The following is a 19,293-nucleotide window of genomic DNA, read 5'->3' on the forward strand; positions in this document are numbered from 1 at the left end:
TTGCGACCGAGGCGACCATGACGCCCGGTGCTCGTTGTATGTGTCGAATGTGCGCCTTCTGAGGGCCCCCACCGCCTGATCTCGCGCCCCGAAGCGAGACCCGCGCGCCCTGTTCCGTAGGGAGTGACTCCGCAGGGAGAAACAGTTCGCCTACGTGACCGGGCCTGCCCCGCGCACAGCTTCTCCGTACGGAACCCACCGCCGGCCCCGTGCCGGCGCGAGAACCTGTCGCGCGCCCGGAAAATCCCCACGTTCCGAATGAATGCCCCGTGCCCGGCGCCACCCGTGCCGCGCACTCGACAGTGACGGACATCCACGTGATCACCACCCAGGGCCTCACCAAGGTCTACCGCTCGCGCGGCCGAGAGGTCACCGCCCTCGACGGCGTCGATCTGCACGTGCGCGAAGGCGAGGTGTACGGCGTCATCGGCCAGTCCGGCGCCGGCAAGTCCTCGCTGATCCGCTGCGTGAACCTCCTGGAGCGCCCCACCACCGGCACCGTGACGGTGGCGGGCCAGGACCTCACCGCCCTCGCCGGGCGCGGCCCGCGCGCCGGCAAGGAACTGCGCGAGGCGCGCAGCCGCATCGGCATGGTCTTCCAGCACTTCAACCTGCTGTCCTCGCGCACCGTCCAGGACAACATCGAGCTGCCCCTCGAAATCCTCGGCAAGTCCGGGAAGGAACGTTCCTCCAAGGCGCTGGAGCTGCTCGACCTGGTCGGCCTCGCCGACAAGGCGAAGTCCTACCCGGCGCAGCTCTCCGGCGGCCAGAAGCAGCGCGTCGGCATCGCCCGCGCGCTGGCCGGCGACCCGAAGGTGCTGCTCTCCGACGAGGCCACCAGCGCCCTCGACCCGGAGACCACCCGCTCGATCCTCCAGCTCCTGCGCGACCTCAACCGCCAGCTCGGCCTGACCGTCCTGCTCATCACGCACGAGATGGACGTCGTCAAGACCGTCTGCGACTCCGCCGCCCTCATGGAGCACGGCAAGATCGTCGAGTCCGGCACCGTCAGCGAGCTCCTCGCGACCCCGGGCTCCGAACTCGCCGCCGCGCTCTTCCCGGTCGGCGGCGACGCGTCCGGCGCCGACCGCACCGTCATCGACGTCACCTTCCACGGGGAGTCGACGACCCAGCCGGTCATCTCGCAGCTCTCGCGCACGTACAACATCGACATCTCGATCCTGGGCGCCGCGATGGACACCGTCGCCGGCAAGCAGGTCGGCCGCATGCGCATCGAGCTGCCCGGCCGCTACGAGGACAACGTCGTACCCGTCGGCTTCCTGCGCGAGCAGGGCCTCCAGGCCGAGATCGTCGACAACGCGGCGCGCGACGACGCCGCGTCCGCACTGCTGAAGGAAGGTGTGTCCAAGTGACCTGGTCGGAGATGCAGCCGCTGCTGTCCCAGGCATGTTGGGACACCCTCTACATGGTCGGCTGGTCCGCGCTGATCGCCGTCGTCGTCGGTCTGCCGCTGGGCATTCTGCTCGTCCTCACCGACCGCGGAGGGCTGCTGCAGAACGCCTTCGCGAACAAGGTCATCGGGCAGATCGTGAACATCGTCCGCTCGATGCCCTTCCTGATCCTGATGGTCGCCCTGATGGGCTTCACCCGCTGGATCGTCGGCACCACCATCGGCCGCGAGGCCGCCATCGTGCCGCTCGCCATCGGTGCCATCCCGTTCTTCGCGCGGCTCGTCGAGACGTCCGTACGGGAAGTCGACGGCGGGCTGGTCGAGGCCGTGCAGTCGATGGGCGGCAACACCTGGACCGTCGTGCGCAGGGTCCTCGTCCCCGAGTCGCTGCCGTCACTGATCTCGGCGACCACGACCACGATCGTCGCCATCATCGGCTACTCCGCGATGGCCGGCACGGTCGGCGCGGGCGGTCTCGGCGACCTCGCCATCCGCTACGGCTACCAGCGCTTCGAGACGACCCTGATGTGGATCATCGTGGCCGTCCTCGCCGTCGTCATCGCCATCATCCAGTTCGCCGGTGACAGCGCGGCCCGCGCCCTGCACCGCCGTGCGGGCAAGGGCGGCGAACCGTTCCGCTTCCGCCTGCTCGGCGGCTTCCTGCCCGCGGGGCCGGTCGGCGCCGAGGCCACCCCGGCCAAGACCCGCTGACTCGCTTCCCCCAGACTCCCCGCCTCACCCGGCGGGTTGCACCACCATGGAGAAAGGCACTTTTCGTGCGTAACACCACCAAGATCACCGCAGCTGTCCTCGCCACCGGCGCCCTCACCCTGGGCCTGACCGCCTGCGGCTCCGACAAGGGCGACACGAAGGCCAAGGCGTCCGACCCGCTGGTCGTCGCCGCGACTCCCGTCCCGCACGCCGAGGTTCTCAACTACATCAAGAAGAACCTGGCGAAGAAGGCCGGCCTCAACCTCGAGGTCAAGGAGTTCACGGACTACGTCCAGCCGAACAACGCCACCGAGGACGGCTCGGTCGACGCCAACTACTTCCAGACCGTGCCGTACCTCGAGGACTTCAACAAGAAGAACGGCACGCACCTGAAGTCGGTCGCCACCGTCCACCTGGAGCCGCTCGGCCTCTACTCCAAGAAGGCCACCAAGGTCGACGACATCAAGAAGGGCGGCACCATCGCCGTCCCGAACGACGCCGACAACGAGAGCCGCGCCCTGCGCTTCCTCGCCGCCAACGGGGTCATCACCCTCAAGAGCGGCTCCGAGGCCACGGCCACCCCGCAGGACATCGCGAAGAACCCGAAGGACCTGACGTTCAAGGAGGTCGAGGCGGCGCAGACCCCGCGCTCCCTCCAGGACGTCGACGCCGCGGTGATCAACGGCAACTACGCCATCGGTGCCGACCTCAACCCGGCCAAGGACGCCCTCGTCCTGGAGTCGGCGAAGAACAACAAGTACAACAACGTCCTCGCGGTCAAGGAGGGCAACGAGAACGACCCGCGCGTCAAGAAGCTCGCCAAGCTCCTGACCTCGCCCGAGGTGAAGAAGTTCATCGAGGACAAGTACAAGGGTTCGGTGCTCCCCTCCTTCTGAGTCCTGCGAGCTCTCGGATCCCTCTGATGCGTGCACACACGATTCCCGCCGCCGTGATCGCCGGGGCACTCGCCCTCGGCGTCACGGCCTGCGGAAACGGCAAGGACGGTGGCGACGCGAACGGCCCGCTGGTCGTCGGGGCCACCCCGACCCCGGCCGGCGAGGTCCTCGCGTACGTCAAGAAGCACCTGGCGAAGAAGGCCGGACTCGACCTGGAGATCAAGGAGTTCACGGACTACGTCCTGCCGGACACCGCCCTCCAGGACGGCACCCTCGACGCCAACCTCTACCAGCACAAGCCCTACTTGGAGGACTTCAACAAGTCCAAGGGCACCACCCTGAGCGCGGTCACCGACGTGTACCTGCCGCCCATGGGCGTCTACTCCAAGAAGGTCGACGACGTCACGAAGCTCGCCGAGGGCGCGACCGTGGCACTGCCGAACGACACCACCAACGAAGGCAGGGCGCTCGAACTCCTCGCCTCCGAGGGGGTGATCGAGCTCAAGAAGGGCGCGGGCGCGAACGCGGGTCCCCAGGACGTCGCGAAGAACCCGAAGGGCCTGATCTTCAAGGAGCTCGAACCGGCCCAGCTGCCGCGCTCGTTGAGCGACGTCGACGCGGCCGTCGTCAACAACAACTACGCGCTCGACGCGGACCTGAGCCCCCGGAAGGACGCCATCCTCCTGGAATCGGTGAAGGACAACCCGTACAACAACGTCCTCGCCGTCAAGAAGGGCCACGAGGACGACCCGCGCGTCAAGAAGCTCGCCGAGCTGCTCACGTCCCCCGAGGTGAAGAAGTTCATCGAGGACACGTACCAGGGCTCGGTCCTTCCGACCTGAGACGATGCGCGGGCCGTACGGCCCGCAGGCACACCCTCCATGGGGGCCGTTCCCGGCAACAGGGGCGGCCCCCATGTGCAGTTACGTGCCTGCATGCTGCATGCTGGGCACTTCACCCCGGCCGACACGAGGGACGACAGGCGGCCACGAAGGTTACGGAGCGGCGCATGACGAACACCTTCCCCGAGATCTCCATCAGCACGGAGCGCTTGGTGCTGCGTCCGCTCGACGAGGACGACGTCCCCGCCCTGGCCGAGATGATGAACGACGAACTGGTCGCCGCCTGGACGTCGGTCCCGCAGCCGTTCACCGAGGACGGCGCGCGGAGCTGGGTCAAGGAGTACGCCCCGCGCGAGCGCACGGCCGGCACCGGACTCGACCTGGCCGTCACGGAGTTCCTGACCCAGCGCCTGGTCGGCATCATCCAGCTCACCAAGACCAACTGGCACGTCCGCGCCACCGAGCTGTCGTACATCGTCGCCCCCTGGGCCCGCGGCGAGGGCTACGCCTCCGAGGCGGCGCTCGCCACCGCCCAGTGGCTCTTCCGCGACCAGGGCATCGAGCGCATCGAACTGCGCACCGCCGCCGACAACACCGCCTCCCAGCAGGTCGCCCAGAAGATCGGTTGCATCAGCGAGGGCGTACTGCGGGGCGCCTGCATAGCGCGTACCCGGACCGAGGACGGCACCTGGGCCGACGTCCGTACCGACTTCATCGTGTGGAGCCTGCTCCCCGAGGACATCGAGGGCGTCACCGAGCAGCTCGCCGAGGCCGGCGGTTTCACCGCGTTCTCCGACTGGAACTGACGCGGCCGGGAAGCGGTCCGGAGAAGAGAGGACCCCGACGGCGAGCGCCCCGGTCCGGAACCCGACCAGGGGCAATGGCCGGACCCAGCAGGTACGCTCACGGTGCCCCGCCCGGCCCTGCCCATCGGCGGCCCCCTCTCGCGTACGCATCCGCACCCTTCCTGGAGACTGACAACGATGGCCGACCGGGTCACGGTGATCGGCTGGGACGGCTCGCCCCTCACCGAGGCAGCCCGTTCCGCACTCGACGCGGCCACCCTCGTGGCCGGCGCCGCGCACCACCTGGCGCTGCCCGAAGTGCCCGGGCGCGCCGAGCGCATCCGCCTCGGCAGCGTCTCCCTCGCCGCCCGCCGGATCACCGGGCACCGCGGCACCGCCGTCGTCATCGCCGACGGCGACCCCGGCTTCTTCGGCGTCGTGCGCACCCTGCGCGCCCCCGAGTACGGCCTGGAGGTCGAGGTCGTCCCCGCCGTCTCCTCCGTCGCCCAGGCCTTCGCCCGGGCCGGGATGCCCTGGGACGACGCCCAGGTGGTCGTCGCCCACCGCCGCACCCTGCGCCGCGCGGTGAACGTGTGCCGGGCCCACACCAAGGTGGCGGTCCTCACCTCGCCCGGCGCCGGACCCGCCGAGCTCGGCCTGCTCCTCGACGGCGTCCACCGCACCTTCGTCATCTGCGAGGAACTGGGCACCGACCGCGAACAGGTCACCGTCGTCACCTCGGACAAGGCCGCCGACCACACCTGGCGCGACCCCAACGTGGTCATCGTCGTCGGCGGCACGGTCACCGCCGCGGCCCCGGAGAACGGCGGCTGGCTCGCCGGCGGCGAGCCGCGGGAGGCGGCCGCCGCACCGCGCGGCTGGGCGCTGCCCGCCGCCGAGTACGCGGGCCCCTTCGGCGAGGGCGAGACCGAACTGCTGCGCGCGGCCCAACTCGCCCGGCTCGGACCGAGGACCGGCGACCTGGTGTGGGACATCGGCTGCGGCAGCGGCGCGTTCACCGCGGAGGCCGCCCGGTTCGGCGCCGCCGTCATCGCCGTGGACCGCGACGCGGACGCCTGCGGCCGCACCCTGTCGGCCGTCCGCGGCTTCGGCGTCCAGGCACAGATCGTGCGCGGCACCGCGCCGCACGTCCTGGAGGACCTGCCCGAGCCCGACGTCGTCCGGGTCGGCGGCGGGGGAGCGGCGGTCGTCTCCGCGGTCGCCGACCGCCGCCCCGCGCGGATCGTCGCGCACGCGGCGACACGCGACGAGGCCGAACTCATCGGCAGGGACCTGACGGAGCACGGTTACGACGTCGAGTGCGCCCTTCTGCAATCCGTCGAACTGGACACACGCGCCTGGACCGAGAAGGAGCGGACTGTGGGATTCCTCCTGTCCGGACGCCTGCCGGACCGCCACCCGTGACCCTGACGGCCGAGGACGCGCTGTAGGCTGGCCGATCGTTGTACCGCACCGCTGCGTCCGACAATTCGTCGGCCAATGTCCGGAAAACGCGCCAGCTTTGGGGTGTGCTGTGGTACGGCGCCGACCGGAGGACGCGCAACGTGGCGCAGTCCACAGAAGGCCATGGGTGATCTACGTTCCGTGGCCGCGGTCCGACCGGGACAATGCCTGTTGTCCGGGACGGTTCGTGCCGCGCGGCGCGCACGCTCGTTCACCATGACGGGCGGTCGACGCACCGCTCCGGTCAAGGGGGTTGCTCACCGGGCCACGGGTCCGGGGCGGCCGGCAAGTTCTCATCGATGGGCGAGGGGTAGGCATGACCGACACCGGTCAGGTTCCGGGCGAGGGGCTGCCGGAGAACGCAGGCGCGGTGGAGCAGCCGGGCGTTCCCGCCCCGGGTGCATACACCTACCTCGATCCCGCCGAAGCCACCGCCGAGGACGACGAACTCCTCCTGATGCCGGGCTCCCAGGGCGCCTGGGGCCAGCCGCACGGCGCCCCGGTCCCGGCCCCCGCGCCGCAGCAGGGCTACGAGGGCTACGCCCCGGCGCCCGCCGCCCCGCAGGCGCACGAGCCGGGCCCGCACGAGATGGCCGGCCGCGACAGCGGACACCACGACATGGGCGGCATGCACCTGCAGAACCAGCCGGCCGCCGCCGGCGCCGTGAACCAGGGCCCCGCCCGCCGCCCGCTGCACATGGGCCCGCCCATGCCCGAGACCGGCGGCACCGTGCGCTCGCTCGCCGACCGCGGCCCCGCGCAGCAGACCCCGGCCAACCCGATGCCCGTACGGCAGGCGGGCCCGCCCACCACGGGCCCCGAGTACCTCGACATCCCGCCGCAGGGCGCGGCCCCGTGGGAGCCCGCGGAGGCGCAGACGCCGTCGCAGCCGGAGTTCGAAATGCCGCAGATCCCCGCAGAAACGGTCGTTCCGGAGGGGTACGCCCTCCCGCAGGATCCGGCCGCGGCGGCCCGGTTCGCACCGGTCGCCGAGCCCGCCCCGGTCGGTGCCTACGCCGGTCAGGCGGAGCAGCCCGGCCACTCCGACCCGTACGGCGTGCCGCAGGAGTCCGGGCAGCAGCCGCTCGGCCAGTTCGTGCCCGTCGAGGGCTCCGTGCCCACGACGCCGCACCTGGCCCCGACGCCTCCGCACGCCATGACGGTCCCGCCGATGCCGGAGCCCGCCGTGGAGCAGGCGCCCGAGCCGGTCGCCGTGCAGCCCGAGCAGCTCGCCCAGCCCGAGCCGGCCGCCCCGGCCGAGCAGATTCCGCAGCCCGCCGAGCCGGTGGCGCAGGCGGAGCCGGTCGCCGAGCAGCCGCAGCCGTCCGCTCCCGAGCCCGTGGCCCCGGTGGAGCCCGCGCCCGAGCCGCAGCCCGAGGCGCCGATCGCACTGGGCCCCGTGCACGCCGAGCCGCTCCAGCAGCCCGAGGCGGAGGAGCAGGCGCCCACCGAGGTGCCGGTCGCCCCGCAGGCCGCCGAGGAGCAGCCCGAGCAGCCCGAGCCCGTCGAGTACCCCGAGCAGATCGAGATCGCGGCCTCGGTGCCCGCCCCGCGCGACGGCGGCCCCGCCGCGGCCCCGGCGCCCGAGCAGGCCCCGGCGCCCGAGCCGGTCATGGCGCAGGAGCCCGTCGCCGACGAGGAGCCGGAGCTGATCGAGGTCGCCCCGGAGCCCGCCCAGGACCTTCAGCCACTCCAGGAGGCCCAGCCCCTCCAGGAAGCACAGCCCCTCCAGGACGTTGAGCCCGTCCAGGAGGCGCAGCCCGAGGCCGAGCCCCTGCCCGAGGCGGGGGAGCCGGAGCAGTTCGGCCCCGCGGCCCCCGGCTACGACGACGCCGAGCGCGAGGCCGTCCTGCGCGTGATGCGCGAGCGCCGCGACATCCGCAACGGCTTCCGCGGCGACCCCATCCCGCACGAGGTGCTGCTCCGCGTCCTGGAGGCGGCCCACACGGCGCCGTCCGTCGGCCACTCCCAGCCCTGGGACTTCGTCGTCATCCGCTCCGCCGAGACCCGGCGCACGATGCACGAACTGGCCATGCGGCAGAAGGACGCGTACGCGAAGTCCCTGCCCAAGGGCCGCGCGAAGCAGTTCAAGGAACTGAAGATCGAGGCCATCCTCGACACCCCGGTGAACATCGTCGTCACCGCCGACCCGACCCGCGGCGGCCGCCACACCCTCGGCCGGCACACCCAGCCGCAGATGGCGCCGTACTCCTCCGCGCTCGCGGTCGAGAACCTGTGGCTCGCCGCCCGCGCCGAGGGCCTGGGCGTCGGCTGGGTCTCGTTCTTCGACGAGCGCGAGATGGTCCGCACGCTCGGCCTGCCCGACCACCTCGAAGTCGTCGCCTACCTCTGCGTCGGCTACGTCGACGAGTTCCCGGAGGAGCCCGAGCTGATGCAGGCGGGCTGGTCCAAGCGCCGCCCGCTGTCCTGGGTCGTCCACGAGGAGACGTACGGGCGTCGCGCCCTGCCCGGCGAGGACCCGCACGACCTGCTCGCCGAGACCGTCTCCAACATCCGCCCGCTGGACGCCAAGGCGCTCGGCGAGGCCTGGGAGCGGCAGAAGCGCATGACGAAGCCCGCCGGGGCGCTCGGCATGCTGGAGATCATCTCCGCGCAGCTGTCCGGCCTGTCCCGGATGTGCCCGCCCCCGGTGCCGGAGCCCGCGGCCGTCGCGATCTTCGCGGGCGACCACGGCGTGCACGCCCAGGGCGTCACCCCGTGGCCGCAGGAGGTCACCGGCCAGATGGTCGCCAACTTCCTGGGAGGCGGCGCGGTCTGCAACGCGTTCGCGAACCAGGTGGGCGCCGAGGTCTGCGTCATCGACGTCGGCGTCGCCAGCGAACTCCCGGCCACGCCCGGCCTGTTGCCCCGCAAGGTGCGGGCCGGCACCGCCGACATGACGACCGGCCCGGCCCTGACCCGCGAAGAGGTCAAGGCGGCCATCGAGGTCGGCATCGAGACCGCCCGCGACCTGGTGGCGGCGGGCAACAAGGCGCTGCTCACCGGCGAGATGGGCATCGCGAACACGACGGCGTCGGCCGCGCTGATCTCGGTCTACACCGAGGTCGACCCGGCCGAGGTCACCGGCCGCGGCACCGGCATCAACGACGAGACGCACGCCCGCAAGATCGAGGTCGTGCGCCGCGCCCTCGACGTGCACCGGCCCGACCCGGCGGACCCGATCGGCGTCCTCGCGGCGGTCGGCGGTCTGGAGCACGCGGCCCTGGTCGGCCTGCTCCTCGGCGGTGCCTCGCTGCGTACGCCGGTCATCCTCGACGGCGTCAGCGCCGGTGCGGCCGCCCTGGTCGCCCGCGCCATCGCCCCCGAGGTGCTCGCCGCCTGCATCGCGGGCCACCGCAGCGCCGAGCCCGGCCACGTCGCGGCCCTGAACAAGCTGGGCCTGCGCCCCCTGGTCGACCTCGACCTCCGCCTCGGCGAGGGCACCGGCGCCCTCCTGGCGCTGCCGATCGTGCAGAGCGCGGCCCGCGCGATGCACGAGGTGGCGACCTTCGACTCGGCGGGCGTCACCGAGAAGTAACCCGGCGCCACAGGAACGCCTGTCCATCCCTCTGGGGCTGTGGGCAGGCGTTCCGCCTGGGGCCCCCTCCCACGCCCTCAGGGCAGTGGGGGACGGAACGGGTGGGCACAGCGCTGCGGCCCCGGTGACTGCCCCAGCGGCCCCGACATAAGCTGGCCCCATCAGAACCTGCACGTCACAGGGCTCCAAAGTCGCAGCCCACCGAGCCCGCCGCCAGGAGCCGCACGACATGTCGACCCCTCAGCACCCCGCATACCCGGTCGGCCTCCGCCTGACCGACCGCAGGACGATCGTCATCGGCGGCGGCCAGGTGGCCCAGCGCAGGCTTCCCGCGCTCATAGCGGCGGGCGCGGACATCACCCTCATCTCCCCGTCCGCCACCCCCTCCGTGGAGGCCATGGCGGACGCGGGCGAGATCACCTGGACCCGCCGCCGCTACGAGGAGGGCGACCTCGACGGCGCCTGGTACGTCCTCGTGGCCACGGCCGACCGCACCGCGAACGACCTGGCCTCCGCCGAGGCGGAGCGCAACCGCACCTGGTGCGTCCGCTCCGACGACGCCGAGGCCGCGACGGCCTGGACCCCGGCCACCGGACGCACCGAGGGCGTCACCGTCGCGGTGCTGTCCGCCGAGGCCGCCGACCGCGACCCGCGCCGCACGGCGGCGATACGCGACGCGCTGGTGGAGGCCCTGCGCGACGGCACGGTCACCGCGGAGCGCACCCGCACCCCGGGCGTCGCCCTGGTCGGCGGCGGCCCCGGCGACCCCGACCTGATCACGGTCCGCGGCCGCAGGCTCCTCGCGGAGGCCGACGTCGTCATCGCCGACCGGCTCGGCCCGCGCGACCTGCTCGACGAACTTCCGCCGCACGTCGAGGTGATCGACGCGGCGAAGATCCCGTACGGCCGTCAGATGGTCCAGGAGGCCATCAACCAGGCCCTCATCGATCACGCCAAGCAGGGCAAGGCCGTCGTCCGCCTCAAGGGCGGCGACCCGTACGTCTTCGGCCGCGGCATGGAGGAGGCCCAGGCGCTCGCCGCCGAGGGCATCCCGGTCACCGTCGTCCCCGGCATCTCCAGCTCGATCTCGGTGCCCGGCGCGGCCGGCATCCCGGTCACCCACCGCGGTGTCGCCCACGAGTTCACCGTGGTCAGCGGTCACGTGGCGCCCGACGACGAGCGCTCCCTCGTCGACTGGTCGGCGATGGCCCGGCTGACCGGCACCCTGGTGATCCTCATGGGCGTCGACAAGATCGGGAAGATAGCCGAGGCCCTGATCGCGCACGGAAAGCCGGCCGACACCCCCGTCGCCCTCGTCCAGGAGGGCACGACCTCCGCCCAGCGCCGCGTCGACGCGACCCTCGCCACGGTCGGCGAGAAGGCCGTCGCGGAAGGCGTGAAGCCCCCGGCGGTCATCGTCGTCGGCGCGGTGGTCCACGAGAACCCCACGCGTAACCAGCGGTAACAAGAGCAGTACTCAACCGTTGGCACCACAACCAGAACAAGGCAGTATCGATCCGTGGCTGAACCCAAAGGTCTCATCACCATCGAGGACCCCGACGACCCGCGCCTGCGCGACTACACGGGCCTGACCGACGTGGAACTGCGCCGCAAGCGCGAACCGGCCGAGGGCCTGTTCATCGCCGAGGGCGAGAAGGTCATCCGCAGGGCCAAGCTCGCCGGCTACGAGATGCGCTCCATGCTGCTCTCCGCCAAGTGGGTCGACGTCATGCGCGACGTCATCGACGAGGTCCCGGCCCCGGTCTACGCGGTCGCCCCCGACCTGGCCGAACAGGTCACCGGCTACCACGTGCACCGCGGCGCCCTCGCCTCCATGCAGCGCAAGCCGCTGCCCACCGCCGAGGACCTGCTCACCACCGCGCGCCGCGTCGTGATCATGGAGTCGGTGAACGACCACACCAACATCGGCGCCATCTTCCGCTCGGCGGCGGCGCTCGGCATGGACGCGGTCCTGCTCTCCCCGGACTGCGCGGACCCGCTCTACCGCCGCTCGGTGAAGGTCTCCATGGGCGCGGTCTTCTCGGTGCCGTACGCGCGCCTGGAGACCTGGCCGAAGTCGCTGATGTCGGTCCGCGAGGCAGGCTTCAGCCTGCTGGCGCTCACCCCGGCCGAGCGGGCGAAGTCCCTGGACGAGGTGGCCCCGCACCGGATGGACCGGGTGGCCCTGATGCTCGGCGCCGAGGGCGACGGCCTGACGACCAAGGCCCTGATGGCCGCCGACGAATGGGTCCGCATCCCGATGGCCCACGGCGTCGACTCGCTGAACGTCGGAGCGGCGGCCGCGGTCGCGTTCTACGCGGTGGCGACCGGCCGCCCCGAACTCTGATCCGAGCGCTCAGCCCTCGCCGTCGGCGGCGGGCGGCGTCTGCGGCTGTGTCGCACTCGTGTGCGACACACCCAGGTCGCCCAGCCCGCGCGACGGCCCCTGGCAGCCCTGCATGGCCGCGATGGCCAGCGCCACCAGGAGCGTCACGACCACGAACACGAAGAGCCGCTGGCCCAGCAGCCGCGGATTCGCGGGCCGCAGCCGCTTGCCCGTCCCCGTCCCGTTCGTCCGCGGCGCCGGACGTCCCGCGCCACTGCGCGGCGCGGGCCTGCTGCCCGACCGCGAGGTGCTGCTGCGGGAGCCGCCGCCGGTCCGCCCGTTGCTGGGCCGGGACGCGCCCGTGCCCGGCGGGGTGCGCCGCTGGGTGCGCTGCTGCTCGTGCTGCTCGTGCGGGTCGTGCCGTTCGGTGGGGTGGGCGAGCCGCCCGGTCGGCCGGTCCTGCTCCGCGATCCGCTGCGCCGGCGGCCGCGACTCACCGAGCCCCTGGGCCTCGCGGGCCGCGATCTCCTTGAGCCGCAGCGACAGTTGCAGCGTGCTCGGCCGCTCCTCGGGATCCTTCGCCAGGCATGCCCGCAGCAGCGGCGCCAGCGCGTCCGGCACCCCGTGCAGCTGCGCCTCCTCGTGCACCACGCGGTAGAGCATGACCTCGGAACTGCCGTGCCCGAAGGGCGAGTCGCCCATCGCCGAGTACGCCAGCGTCGCCCCGAGGGCGAACACGTCGGTGGCCGGGGTGACGGCGGCCCCGCGCACCTGCTCGGGTGCCAGGAAGCCGGGGGAGCCGACCGCGGTCCCCACGTGCGTCAGGGTCGAGGCGCCGGTCGCCCAGGCGATGCCGAAGTCGATGATCCGCGGCCCCTTCGGGGACAGCAGGATGTTGGACGGCTTGAGGTCCCGGTGCACGACGCCCGCCTCGTGCACGGCGACGAGCCCCTCCGACAGCGCGGCGCCCACGGCGGCGACGTCGGCCGCGGCCAACGGGCCCTCCTCCGCCACCTTGTCGTGCAGCGAGGGACCGGGCACGTACTGCGTGGCGAACCACGGACGGTCGGCCTCCAGGTCGGCGGCCACCAGGCGCGCCGTGCACCCGCCCCGGATCCTCCGTGCGGCGGACACCTCGCGCGCGAACCGCGACCGGAACTCCTGATCCTCCGCCAGATCCGGCCTGATCACCTTGAGCGCGACCCGCTGGCCCCGGCGGTCGGAACCGAGATAGACCACGCCCATCCCACCGGCCCCGAGCCGTCTGTGAAGCCTGAACGAGCCGACGACGCGCGGGTCCTCGCGCCTCAGGCGCATCATCGCCATGTCCATCCCCGCTGCTGCCCGGTCCGTCTGACGAGCCACAGCTTACGTTTCCGCGCCCGGCTGCGCGCAGAGGCCGCGCCCTCACGGCAGATTCGATTGTCAGTGCCGGGTGGGAGACTTGAAAAGTCGTCAGGGAGCGCGGGAGCAGGGCGTATCCATACTGCCCGAAATCCCAACCACCCGCCGCAGAAGGGGGATTGGGCCCATGAAGGGTGATCGCGTCGAGATAGTCGTGGACGCCGGGGACACGACACGCACGTACGAGGTGGTGGCCAGCCGTGCCGGTCGGAGAGTGGAGACGGCGGTGCGCAGGGGAGTCGTGGAAGTGAGCGAAGTCACCCGGTCCGGTTCCGTGGTGCGCACCGCGCGCTTCATGGCGACCCGGGTGCTGGCCCTGGTGGAGCAGCCGGTGCCGCGCGAGGAGGCGGCCGAGCGGGAGGCACGGACCGGGCGTTCCCTGGGGGAAGACCCCGAGATCGCGTAGCTCCGCGCGCCGCCGTCTCCACCCAGGGGAGTACACGAGCCGGAAGCGGTCATCCTCCGGGAGGCCCGGCAATCGGTACGAGGGCATGACGACCGGGATGCGCGGCGCCCGTAGATTTGAGGTCAAGCGGCGGGTCCAGCACTCGTCCCCCGAGGTCAGGTGCCCGCCGCTGCCAACCACACAGAACAACTGAATGTCGACCGGGAAGGGAGAGGACCATGGCGGACACGGCATCGCGGACGACTGCGTTCCGCACGCGGATCGGCCGGGCCGGCCTGTTCGGCCTGTTCGGTGGGCCCGCCACCGGCCGGCGCCACCCACTGGTGGCCACGGCCATGGTCCTTCCCCTCGCTGCCCTGCTCGTCGTCGTCTTCGGCGGCTGGGACGCGATGGTCACACAAGCGTCGTCCGTGGGCGTGATGCTGGGGCGCTGAGCGGCGCCTCCAGACCCGGAAGAGCGGTCCGGGCGGGGACATCCGGCCATGAAACCCCGTGGGGACGGGGGTGCGGCGGACGGCACAAATACTGCGCGCAGCTGGGGAGCTGCGCGCAGTATTGCTTTTCCGGGCCGCTTCCCCGGTTTTCCGGATCCCTCTGCCCAGGCGCACGCGCAGCGGCCGGGAGCCATAGGCTCGGCGCGACCACGCACCACACCCGGGGGACCCGTGACCACCTCCACACCCATCCTTCCCGAGCTGCGCGCCCGGGCCCGGACGGCTGCCCACCCCGCCGGCATCGCGTGCGTCTGCGGCGCGAGCACGCTCGCGGACCGCCCCGACGGCGCCGTCGTCCGGCACGGCGACACCGTCGCGAAGGCCCACGGGCCCGGCACCGACCCCGTCGGCCTCGAACGCCGGCTCGCAGTCGCCGCGCACCCCGCCCTGACCGGCGTACTCCTGCCGCCGCTGCGTCCCACCGCGTCGTCCCTGCACGACCGCATGGTCACCTACTGGCCGTACGGCACCCCGGTCGACCCGGACCACCCCGAGCGAGCGCCGTGGGAGGCCGCGGGCGCCCTCCTGGCCCGCCTCCACAGCGTTCCGCCGCACCGGCTGCCGCCCGGCCTGCCCGCGATGCGCGGCCCGCGCAAGGCGGCCGCCGCGCTGGCCCGCCTGCGGTCCGCGGCCCCCGACCACCCGGCCGCGCCGCCGATCCTCGCCGCGTGGCGCACCCTGCCGCCCTGGGCCCGCGGCGAGGCTCCGTACGACCATGCCCGCGCGCTCTGCCACGGCGACCTCCACCTCGGCCAGCTGGTCCGCCACCCGACGGACCCCGCGTCCTGGCTCCTCATCGACATCGACGACCTCGGACTCGGCGACCCCGCGTGGGACTTGGCCCGCCCGGCGGCCTGGTTCGCCTGCGGCCTGCTGCCCGCCGGGGACTGGACGCGCTTCCTGTCCGCCTACCAACGCGCGGGCGGCGCGAAGGAACTGAGCCTCGACGACCCCTGGCCCGCCCTGGACGTGCCGGCCCGCGCGCTCACCGTGCAGACCGCGGCACTCGCCGTGGCGAAGGCCACCGGAGCGGGACGTGTGCTCGACGAGGTGGAGGAGGCTGTCGTCGACGCCTGTGTCCGCATGGCATCCGTGCCGACCCAGTTGGGGACCGATCCGGCCAAGTAGGGTGCGGGGGACGGAAGCCGGGAAGTGTTCCGGCGAAGCAGCACCGACCGGCGAGGAGTTGAGCCGACCATGCAGTGTCCCAAGTGCCACGCACCGATGCACACCTACAACCGCAATGGCGTCCAGATCGAGCAGTGCAGCGGTTGCCGCGGGATATTCCTGGACTACGGCGAGCTGGAGTCGCTGACCCGCCTTGAGTCCCAGTGGCAGCAGCAGGCCCCACCGGCCCCGCCCGCCCCACAGGCCTATCCCGCCGCCCCGGCCCCCGCCTGGGGCGCTCCGCACCACGGCCACCACGGGCACCACGGCCACCACCAGCGGGGCTTCGGCCGGATGCTCTTCTCCTCCTGAGCCCTCCCCGTCCCTGACACACGAAGAAGCCCCCGGCCGTGAGGACCGGGGGCTTCTTGCTGGTGCGCGATACTGGGATTGAACCAGTGACCTCTTCCGTGTCAGGGAAGCGCTCTCCCGCTGAGCTAATCGCGCGGGAACGGGCCAGACTCTATCAGGCTCCGCGAGGGGTACTGCCAGGTACTGCGTGGTGATGCGTGCGCGATACTGGGATTGAACCAGTGACCTCTTCCGTGTCAGGGAAGCGCTCTCCCGCTGAGCTAATCGCGCGGGACGGATCGGATACGGACCGGAGTCCGAAGATCCAGTGCGCGATACTGGGATTGAACCAGTGACCTCTTCCGTGTCAGGGAAGCGCTCTCCCGCTGAGCTAATCGCGCATGGAGGTGGAGACGGGATTTGAACCCGTGTAGACGGCTTTGCAGGCCGTTGCCTCGCCTCTCGGCCACTCCACCAGGAGCGTAGGGGTTCGGGAAGATCCCCCACATCCTGAGCGAACGACCGGGTTCGAACCGGCGACCTCAACCTTGGCAAGGTTGCGCTCTACCAACTGAGCTACGTTCGCGTGTCTTTCCGTTTCGCTTCCGCGTCCCGGCGACGTGTTGAACTCTAGCGGATTCCCGGGGGAGGTCCAAAACGCGTTTGCGCAGCGTGCTGCGGTGCGACCCCGAGGTGATCACCGGTATGACCAGCGGACCGATCACCGGACCGACGACCGGACCTCCACCCCAGGTCACCGCCCGGTCACCCGCCATAGACTCGAAACCGTGCACGGTTCCTCCTCTCTGTCTCCTCTCGCCCGCTTCGGCGAACTCGTCGCGACCGGCCTCCTGGACGTCACCGACGACCCCGCGGCCCTGGACTCGGCGGGTTTCTGGGCGGTCTCCGCGGATTTCGAGGGGCGGCTGGTCTGCGCCCGCTTCGGCGAGGTGCGCAGGGAACCGGTGCCGGCCCCCCGGCCGGGCGCTTGGCGCGGGCCCGCCGCGACGGACTGGGTGTCGTCCCTCGACCACGCCGCGTACACGGAGGGGGTGCGCCGTATACGGGCCCACATCGCGACCGGCGAGGTGTACCAGGCGAATCTCTGCCGGGTGCTGTCCGCGCCGGTGGCGCCGGACGCCGACGTCGACGCCCTCACCGCTCTCCTCGCGCGCGGGAACCCTGCGCCCTACGCGGGCACGATCCGGCTCCCCGGCCACGGGGTGGAGATCGCGACCGCCTCGCCCGAGCTGTTCCTGCGCCGCCGGGGCCCGGTGGTGGAGTCCGGCCCCATCAAGGGCACCGGCCGCACCGAGGCCGACCTCCTGGAGAAGGACTACGCCGAGAACGTGATGATCGTGGACCTGGTCCGCAACGACCTGGGCATCGTCTGCGCCACCGGCACGGTCTCCGTGCCGGACCTGTGCGCGGTCGAGAAGCACCCGGGCCTCGTCCACCTCGTCTCCACGGTCCGCGGCGAGCTGCGCGAGGACGCGGGCTGGCCCGAACTGCTCGCGGGCACCTTCCCGCCCGGCTCCGTCACCGGCGCCCCCAAGTCCAGCGCGCTGCGGATCATCGACGCGCTGGAGACGGCGCCGCGCGGCCCGTACTGCGGCGGGATCGGCTGGGTCGACGCGGACCGGGGGACCGGGGAACTGGCCGTCGGGATCCGTACGTTCTGGATCGACCGCGCCGCGGGCGCGCTGCGCTTCGGCACCGGCGCCGGCATCACCTGGGGCTCCGACCCCGAGGGGGAGTGGCGGGAGACCGAGCTGAAGGCTGCAAGGCTGCTCGCGGTAGCGTCGGGAACGTACGCCGACGCCTAGAGCGTGCCGCACGACGAGAGGCAAGAACCCCGTGAAGATCTGGCTCGACGGCCGTCTGCAGGACACCGAGGAGGCGCGTGTCTCCGTCTTCGACCACGGCCTCACCGTGGGCGACGGCATCTTCGAGACGGTGAAGTCGGTCGACGGTACGCCGTTCGCGCTCACCCGCCACCTCGACCGGCTCACCCGCTCCGCGCGCGGCCTCGGTCTGCCCGAGCCGGACCTCGACGAGGTGCGCCGGGCCTGCGACGCGGTGCTCGCGGCCAACCCCCTGCCGCTGGGCCGGCTGCGGATCACGTACACCGGCGGCCTCTCGCCGCTCGGCTCGGACCGCGGGGAGGCGGGCACGACGCTCGTCGTCGCGGTCGGCGAGACCGTGCGGCGTCCCGACACCACGGCCGTGATCACCGTGCCGTGGACCAGGAACGAGCGGGGCGCCCTCGCGGGCCTGAAGACCACCTCGTACGCGGAGAACGTCGTCGCGCTCGCCCGCGCCCGTGAACTCGGCGCGTCCGAGGCGCTGTTCGCGAACACCGTGGGGCAGCTGTGCGAGGGCACGGGGTCCAATGTGTTCGTCGTCCTCGACGGCGAGATCCACACCCCGCCGGTCGCCTCCGGCTGCCTCGCGGGCATCACGCGCGCGCTCGCCGTCGAGTGGACGGGTGCCCGGGAGACCGAGCTGCCGCTGTCGGTGCTCAGCGAGGCCGACGAGGTGTTCCTGACCTCGACCCTGCGCGACATCCAGGCCGTGCACCGGATCGACGACCGGCAGCTGCCGGACGCGCCGGGCCCGGTCACCGCCAAGGCGATGCGGGTGTGGGACGAGCGGGCCGCGGACCGCGTCGATCCGTGACCGTCCGGTGAAAACCGCTGTCGCCCGTCGGCGCGGATGGGTACAACACCCGTGATGACCACGACCCTGCGGCCGACCGAGCCGCTTCAGCGCACCGCCGAGGGGAATCGTTCACGCCGCTTCGCGGTGTGCGTGAACAGCCGGCCCGTGGGCACCCTCCACCTCGCCACGCACCCCGGCTTCGGCCCCTCCGTCGCCCAGATCCTCGATCTGCGCATCGATGAACCGGACCGGGGGCGCGGCCGTGGCACCGTCGCCGCGCTGGCGGCCGAGGAAGTGGCCCGCGGCTGGAACTGCCGCCGCCTGGAGGCCGCCGTCCCCGCGGACCAGTCCGCCCTGCTGCGGCTGGCCGGGGCGCTCGGCTACGTGGAGCGCAACCGGAACATGGCCAAGCCCCTGCCGCGGCAGCCCCCCGCCCTCCCGCCCGGCAGCGTGGGGCGCCGGATGACGGAGGCCGAGTACGGGCCGTGGCTGACCAGGGAGAAGGCGCGCTACGAGCGCACCGTCGTCGAGCGCGGCGCCACGGAGAGCGAGGCCAGGGAGAAGTCCGAGCGCGACCACGCGGCGCTGCTCCCCGACGGCATCGGCACCCCGGACGTCCTGATCAGCGTGCTGGAGCACGACGGCGAGACGGTCGGCACGCTGTGGGTGGCCCAGCGCCCCGACGGCGCCTACATCTACGACATCGAGGTGGCCGCCGACCACCGGGGCCGCGGCCACGGCCGGGCCCTGATGCTGTACGCCGAGACCGACGCGATCGCGGCGGGCGCCACCCGGATCGGCCTCAACGTCTTCGCGGACAACATCCCGGCACTGCGGCTCTACGAGTCGCTCGGCTACGCGCCGACCCGCCACCACCTCTACAAGCAGCTGCTCTGA

At 72.4% G+C, this 19,293-nt stretch carries 17 protein-coding genes and 5 tRNA genes; 16 read left to right on the top strand and 6 right to left on the bottom strand.

Features of this window, described 5'->3' with window-relative positions; genetic code table 11:
* Positions 1-317 precede the first annotated feature (317 nt).
* The 9 genes from ABT127_RS08655 (at position 318) to ABT127_RS08695 (ending at position 11,994) form a co-directional block, all read left to right on the top strand.
* Complete coding sequence (locus tag ABT127_RS08655; protein ID WP_351446244.1) at positions 318-1,373, top strand: methionine ABC transporter ATP-binding protein; 1,056 nt, start codon at positions 318-320, stop codon at positions 1,371-1,373.
* On the top strand, positions 1,370-2,122 hold the full coding sequence (locus tag ABT127_RS08660) for a methionine ABC transporter permease (protein WP_351446008.1): 753 nt from the start codon (positions 1,370-1,372) through the stop codon (positions 2,120-2,122). Before ABT127_RS08655 ends, ABT127_RS08660 begins: the two co-directional genes overlap by 4 nt.
* A gap of 65 nt (positions 2,123-2,187) precedes the next feature.
* Entirely contained in the window at positions 2,188-3,018 is an 831-nt protein-coding gene (locus ABT127_RS08665; RefSeq protein WP_351446009.1) for a MetQ/NlpA family ABC transporter substrate-binding protein, read from the top strand.
* Between the two features lie 26 nt (positions 3,019-3,044).
* Positions 3,045-3,860 carry a MetQ/NlpA family ABC transporter substrate-binding protein gene (locus ABT127_RS08670; protein WP_351446010.1) on the top strand — a complete coding sequence of 272 codons (816 nt, stop codon included), beginning with the start codon at positions 3,045-3,047 and terminating at the stop codon, positions 3,858-3,860.
* 167 nt (positions 3,861-4,027) lie between these two features.
* Positions 4,028-4,666 (top strand): GNAT family N-acetyltransferase, encoded by a 639-nt coding sequence (locus ABT127_RS08675; protein ID WP_351446011.1) that lies wholly within the window; start codon positions 4,028-4,030, stop codon positions 4,664-4,666.
* A 177-nt stretch (positions 4,667-4,843) separates the two neighbouring features.
* The gene (gene cbiE / locus ABT127_RS08680; RefSeq protein WP_351446013.1) at positions 4,844-6,070 is read left to right on the top strand and encodes a precorrin-6y C5,15-methyltransferase (decarboxylating) subunit CbiE; all 1,227 of its coding nucleotides are present in this window, start codon (positions 4,844-4,846) and stop codon (positions 6,068-6,070) included.
* 355 nt (positions 6,071-6,425) lie between these two features.
* On the top strand, positions 6,426-9,647 hold the full coding sequence (gene cobT / locus ABT127_RS08685; protein WP_351446015.1) for a nicotinate-nucleotide--dimethylbenzimidazole phosphoribosyltransferase: 3,222 nt from the start codon (positions 6,426-6,428) through the stop codon (positions 9,645-9,647).
* Positions 9,648-9,876: 229 nt separating this feature from the next.
* On the top strand, positions 9,877-11,112 hold the full coding sequence (cobA, locus tag ABT127_RS08690; protein ID WP_351446017.1) for a uroporphyrinogen-III C-methyltransferase: 1,236 nt from the start codon (positions 9,877-9,879) through the stop codon (positions 11,110-11,112).
* A gap of 54 nt (positions 11,113-11,166) precedes the next feature.
* Positions 11,167-11,994: a TrmH family RNA methyltransferase gene (locus ABT127_RS08695; RefSeq protein ID WP_351446019.1), complete on the top strand. Its 828-nt coding sequence runs from the start codon at positions 11,167-11,169 to the stop codon at positions 11,992-11,994.
* A gap of 9 nt (positions 11,995-12,003) precedes the next feature.
* Here ABT127_RS08695 and ABT127_RS08700 read toward each other — a convergent pair whose 3' ends face one another.
* Positions 12,004-13,305: a serine/threonine-protein kinase gene (locus tag ABT127_RS08700; RefSeq protein WP_351446246.1), complete on the bottom strand. Its 1,302-nt coding sequence runs from the start codon at positions 13,303-13,305 to the stop codon at positions 12,004-12,006.
* Between the two features lie 199 nt (positions 13,306-13,504).
* On the opposite strand from ABT127_RS08700, the gene ABT127_RS08705 reads away from it, so the two are divergent.
* From ABT127_RS08705 to ABT127_RS08720, 4 genes are all read left to right on the top strand, one after another.
* On the top strand, positions 13,505-13,783 hold the full coding sequence (locus tag ABT127_RS08705; protein ID WP_351446021.1) for a DUF8836 family protein: 279 nt from the start codon (positions 13,505-13,507) through the stop codon (positions 13,781-13,783).
* 218 nt (positions 13,784-14,001) lie between these two features.
* Positions 14,002-14,217, top strand: coding sequence for a hypothetical protein (locus tag ABT127_RS08710; protein WP_351446023.1), 216 nt, complete (start codon positions 14,002-14,004; stop codon positions 14,215-14,217).
* 231 nt (positions 14,218-14,448) lie between these two features.
* The gene (locus ABT127_RS08715; RefSeq protein ID WP_351446025.1) at positions 14,449-15,405 is read left to right on the top strand and encodes a phosphotransferase family protein; all 957 of its coding nucleotides are present in this window, start codon (positions 14,449-14,451) and stop codon (positions 15,403-15,405) included.
* 69 nt (positions 15,406-15,474) lie between these two features.
* On the top strand, positions 15,475-15,756 hold the full coding sequence (locus ABT127_RS08720) for a TFIIB-type zinc ribbon-containing protein (protein WP_351446027.1): 282 nt from the start codon (positions 15,475-15,477) through the stop codon (positions 15,754-15,756).
* A gap of 60 nt (positions 15,757-15,816) precedes the next feature.
* Here the strand turns inward: ABT127_RS08720 and ABT127_RS08725 are convergent.
* From ABT127_RS08725 to ABT127_RS08745, 5 genes are all read right to left on the bottom strand, one after another.
* A tRNA-Val gene (locus ABT127_RS08725) sits at positions 15,817-15,891 on the bottom strand.
* 63 nt (positions 15,892-15,954) lie between these two features.
* Positions 15,955-16,026: transfer RNA gene (locus ABT127_RS08730), tRNA-Val, on the bottom strand.
* A 38-nt stretch (positions 16,027-16,064) separates the two neighbouring features.
* A tRNA-Val gene (locus ABT127_RS08735) sits at positions 16,065-16,136 on the bottom strand.
* Position 16,137: 1 nt separating this feature from the next.
* Positions 16,138-16,211, bottom strand: a tRNA-Cys gene (locus ABT127_RS08740).
* 37 nt (positions 16,212-16,248) lie between these two features.
* Positions 16,249-16,321 (bottom strand) — tRNA-Gly (locus ABT127_RS08745).
* A gap of 202 nt (positions 16,322-16,523) precedes the next feature.
* On the opposite strand from ABT127_RS08745, the gene ABT127_RS08750 reads away from it, so the two are divergent.
* The 3 genes from ABT127_RS08750 to ABT127_RS08760 are packed head-to-tail and all read left to right on the top strand — an operon-like array spanning position 16,524 to position 19,293.
* A complete protein-coding gene (locus tag ABT127_RS08750) occupies positions 16,524-17,561 on the top strand; it encodes a chorismate-binding protein (protein WP_351446028.1) in 1,038 nt (345 codons plus the stop codon).
* A gap of 31 nt (positions 17,562-17,592) precedes the next feature.
* A complete protein-coding gene (locus ABT127_RS08755) occupies positions 17,593-18,414 on the top strand; it encodes an aminotransferase class IV (RefSeq protein WP_351446030.1) in 822 nt (273 codons plus the stop codon).
* Between the two features lie 54 nt (positions 18,415-18,468).
* Complete coding sequence (locus tag ABT127_RS08760; protein WP_351446032.1) at positions 18,469-19,293, top strand: GNAT family N-acetyltransferase; 825 nt, start codon at positions 18,469-18,471, stop codon at positions 19,291-19,293.

This window comes from Streptomyces sp. NPDC001904 (genome assembly GCF_040297005.1).
Classification (GTDB): domain Bacteria; phylum Actinomycetota; class Actinomycetes; order Streptomycetales; family Streptomycetaceae; genus Streptomyces.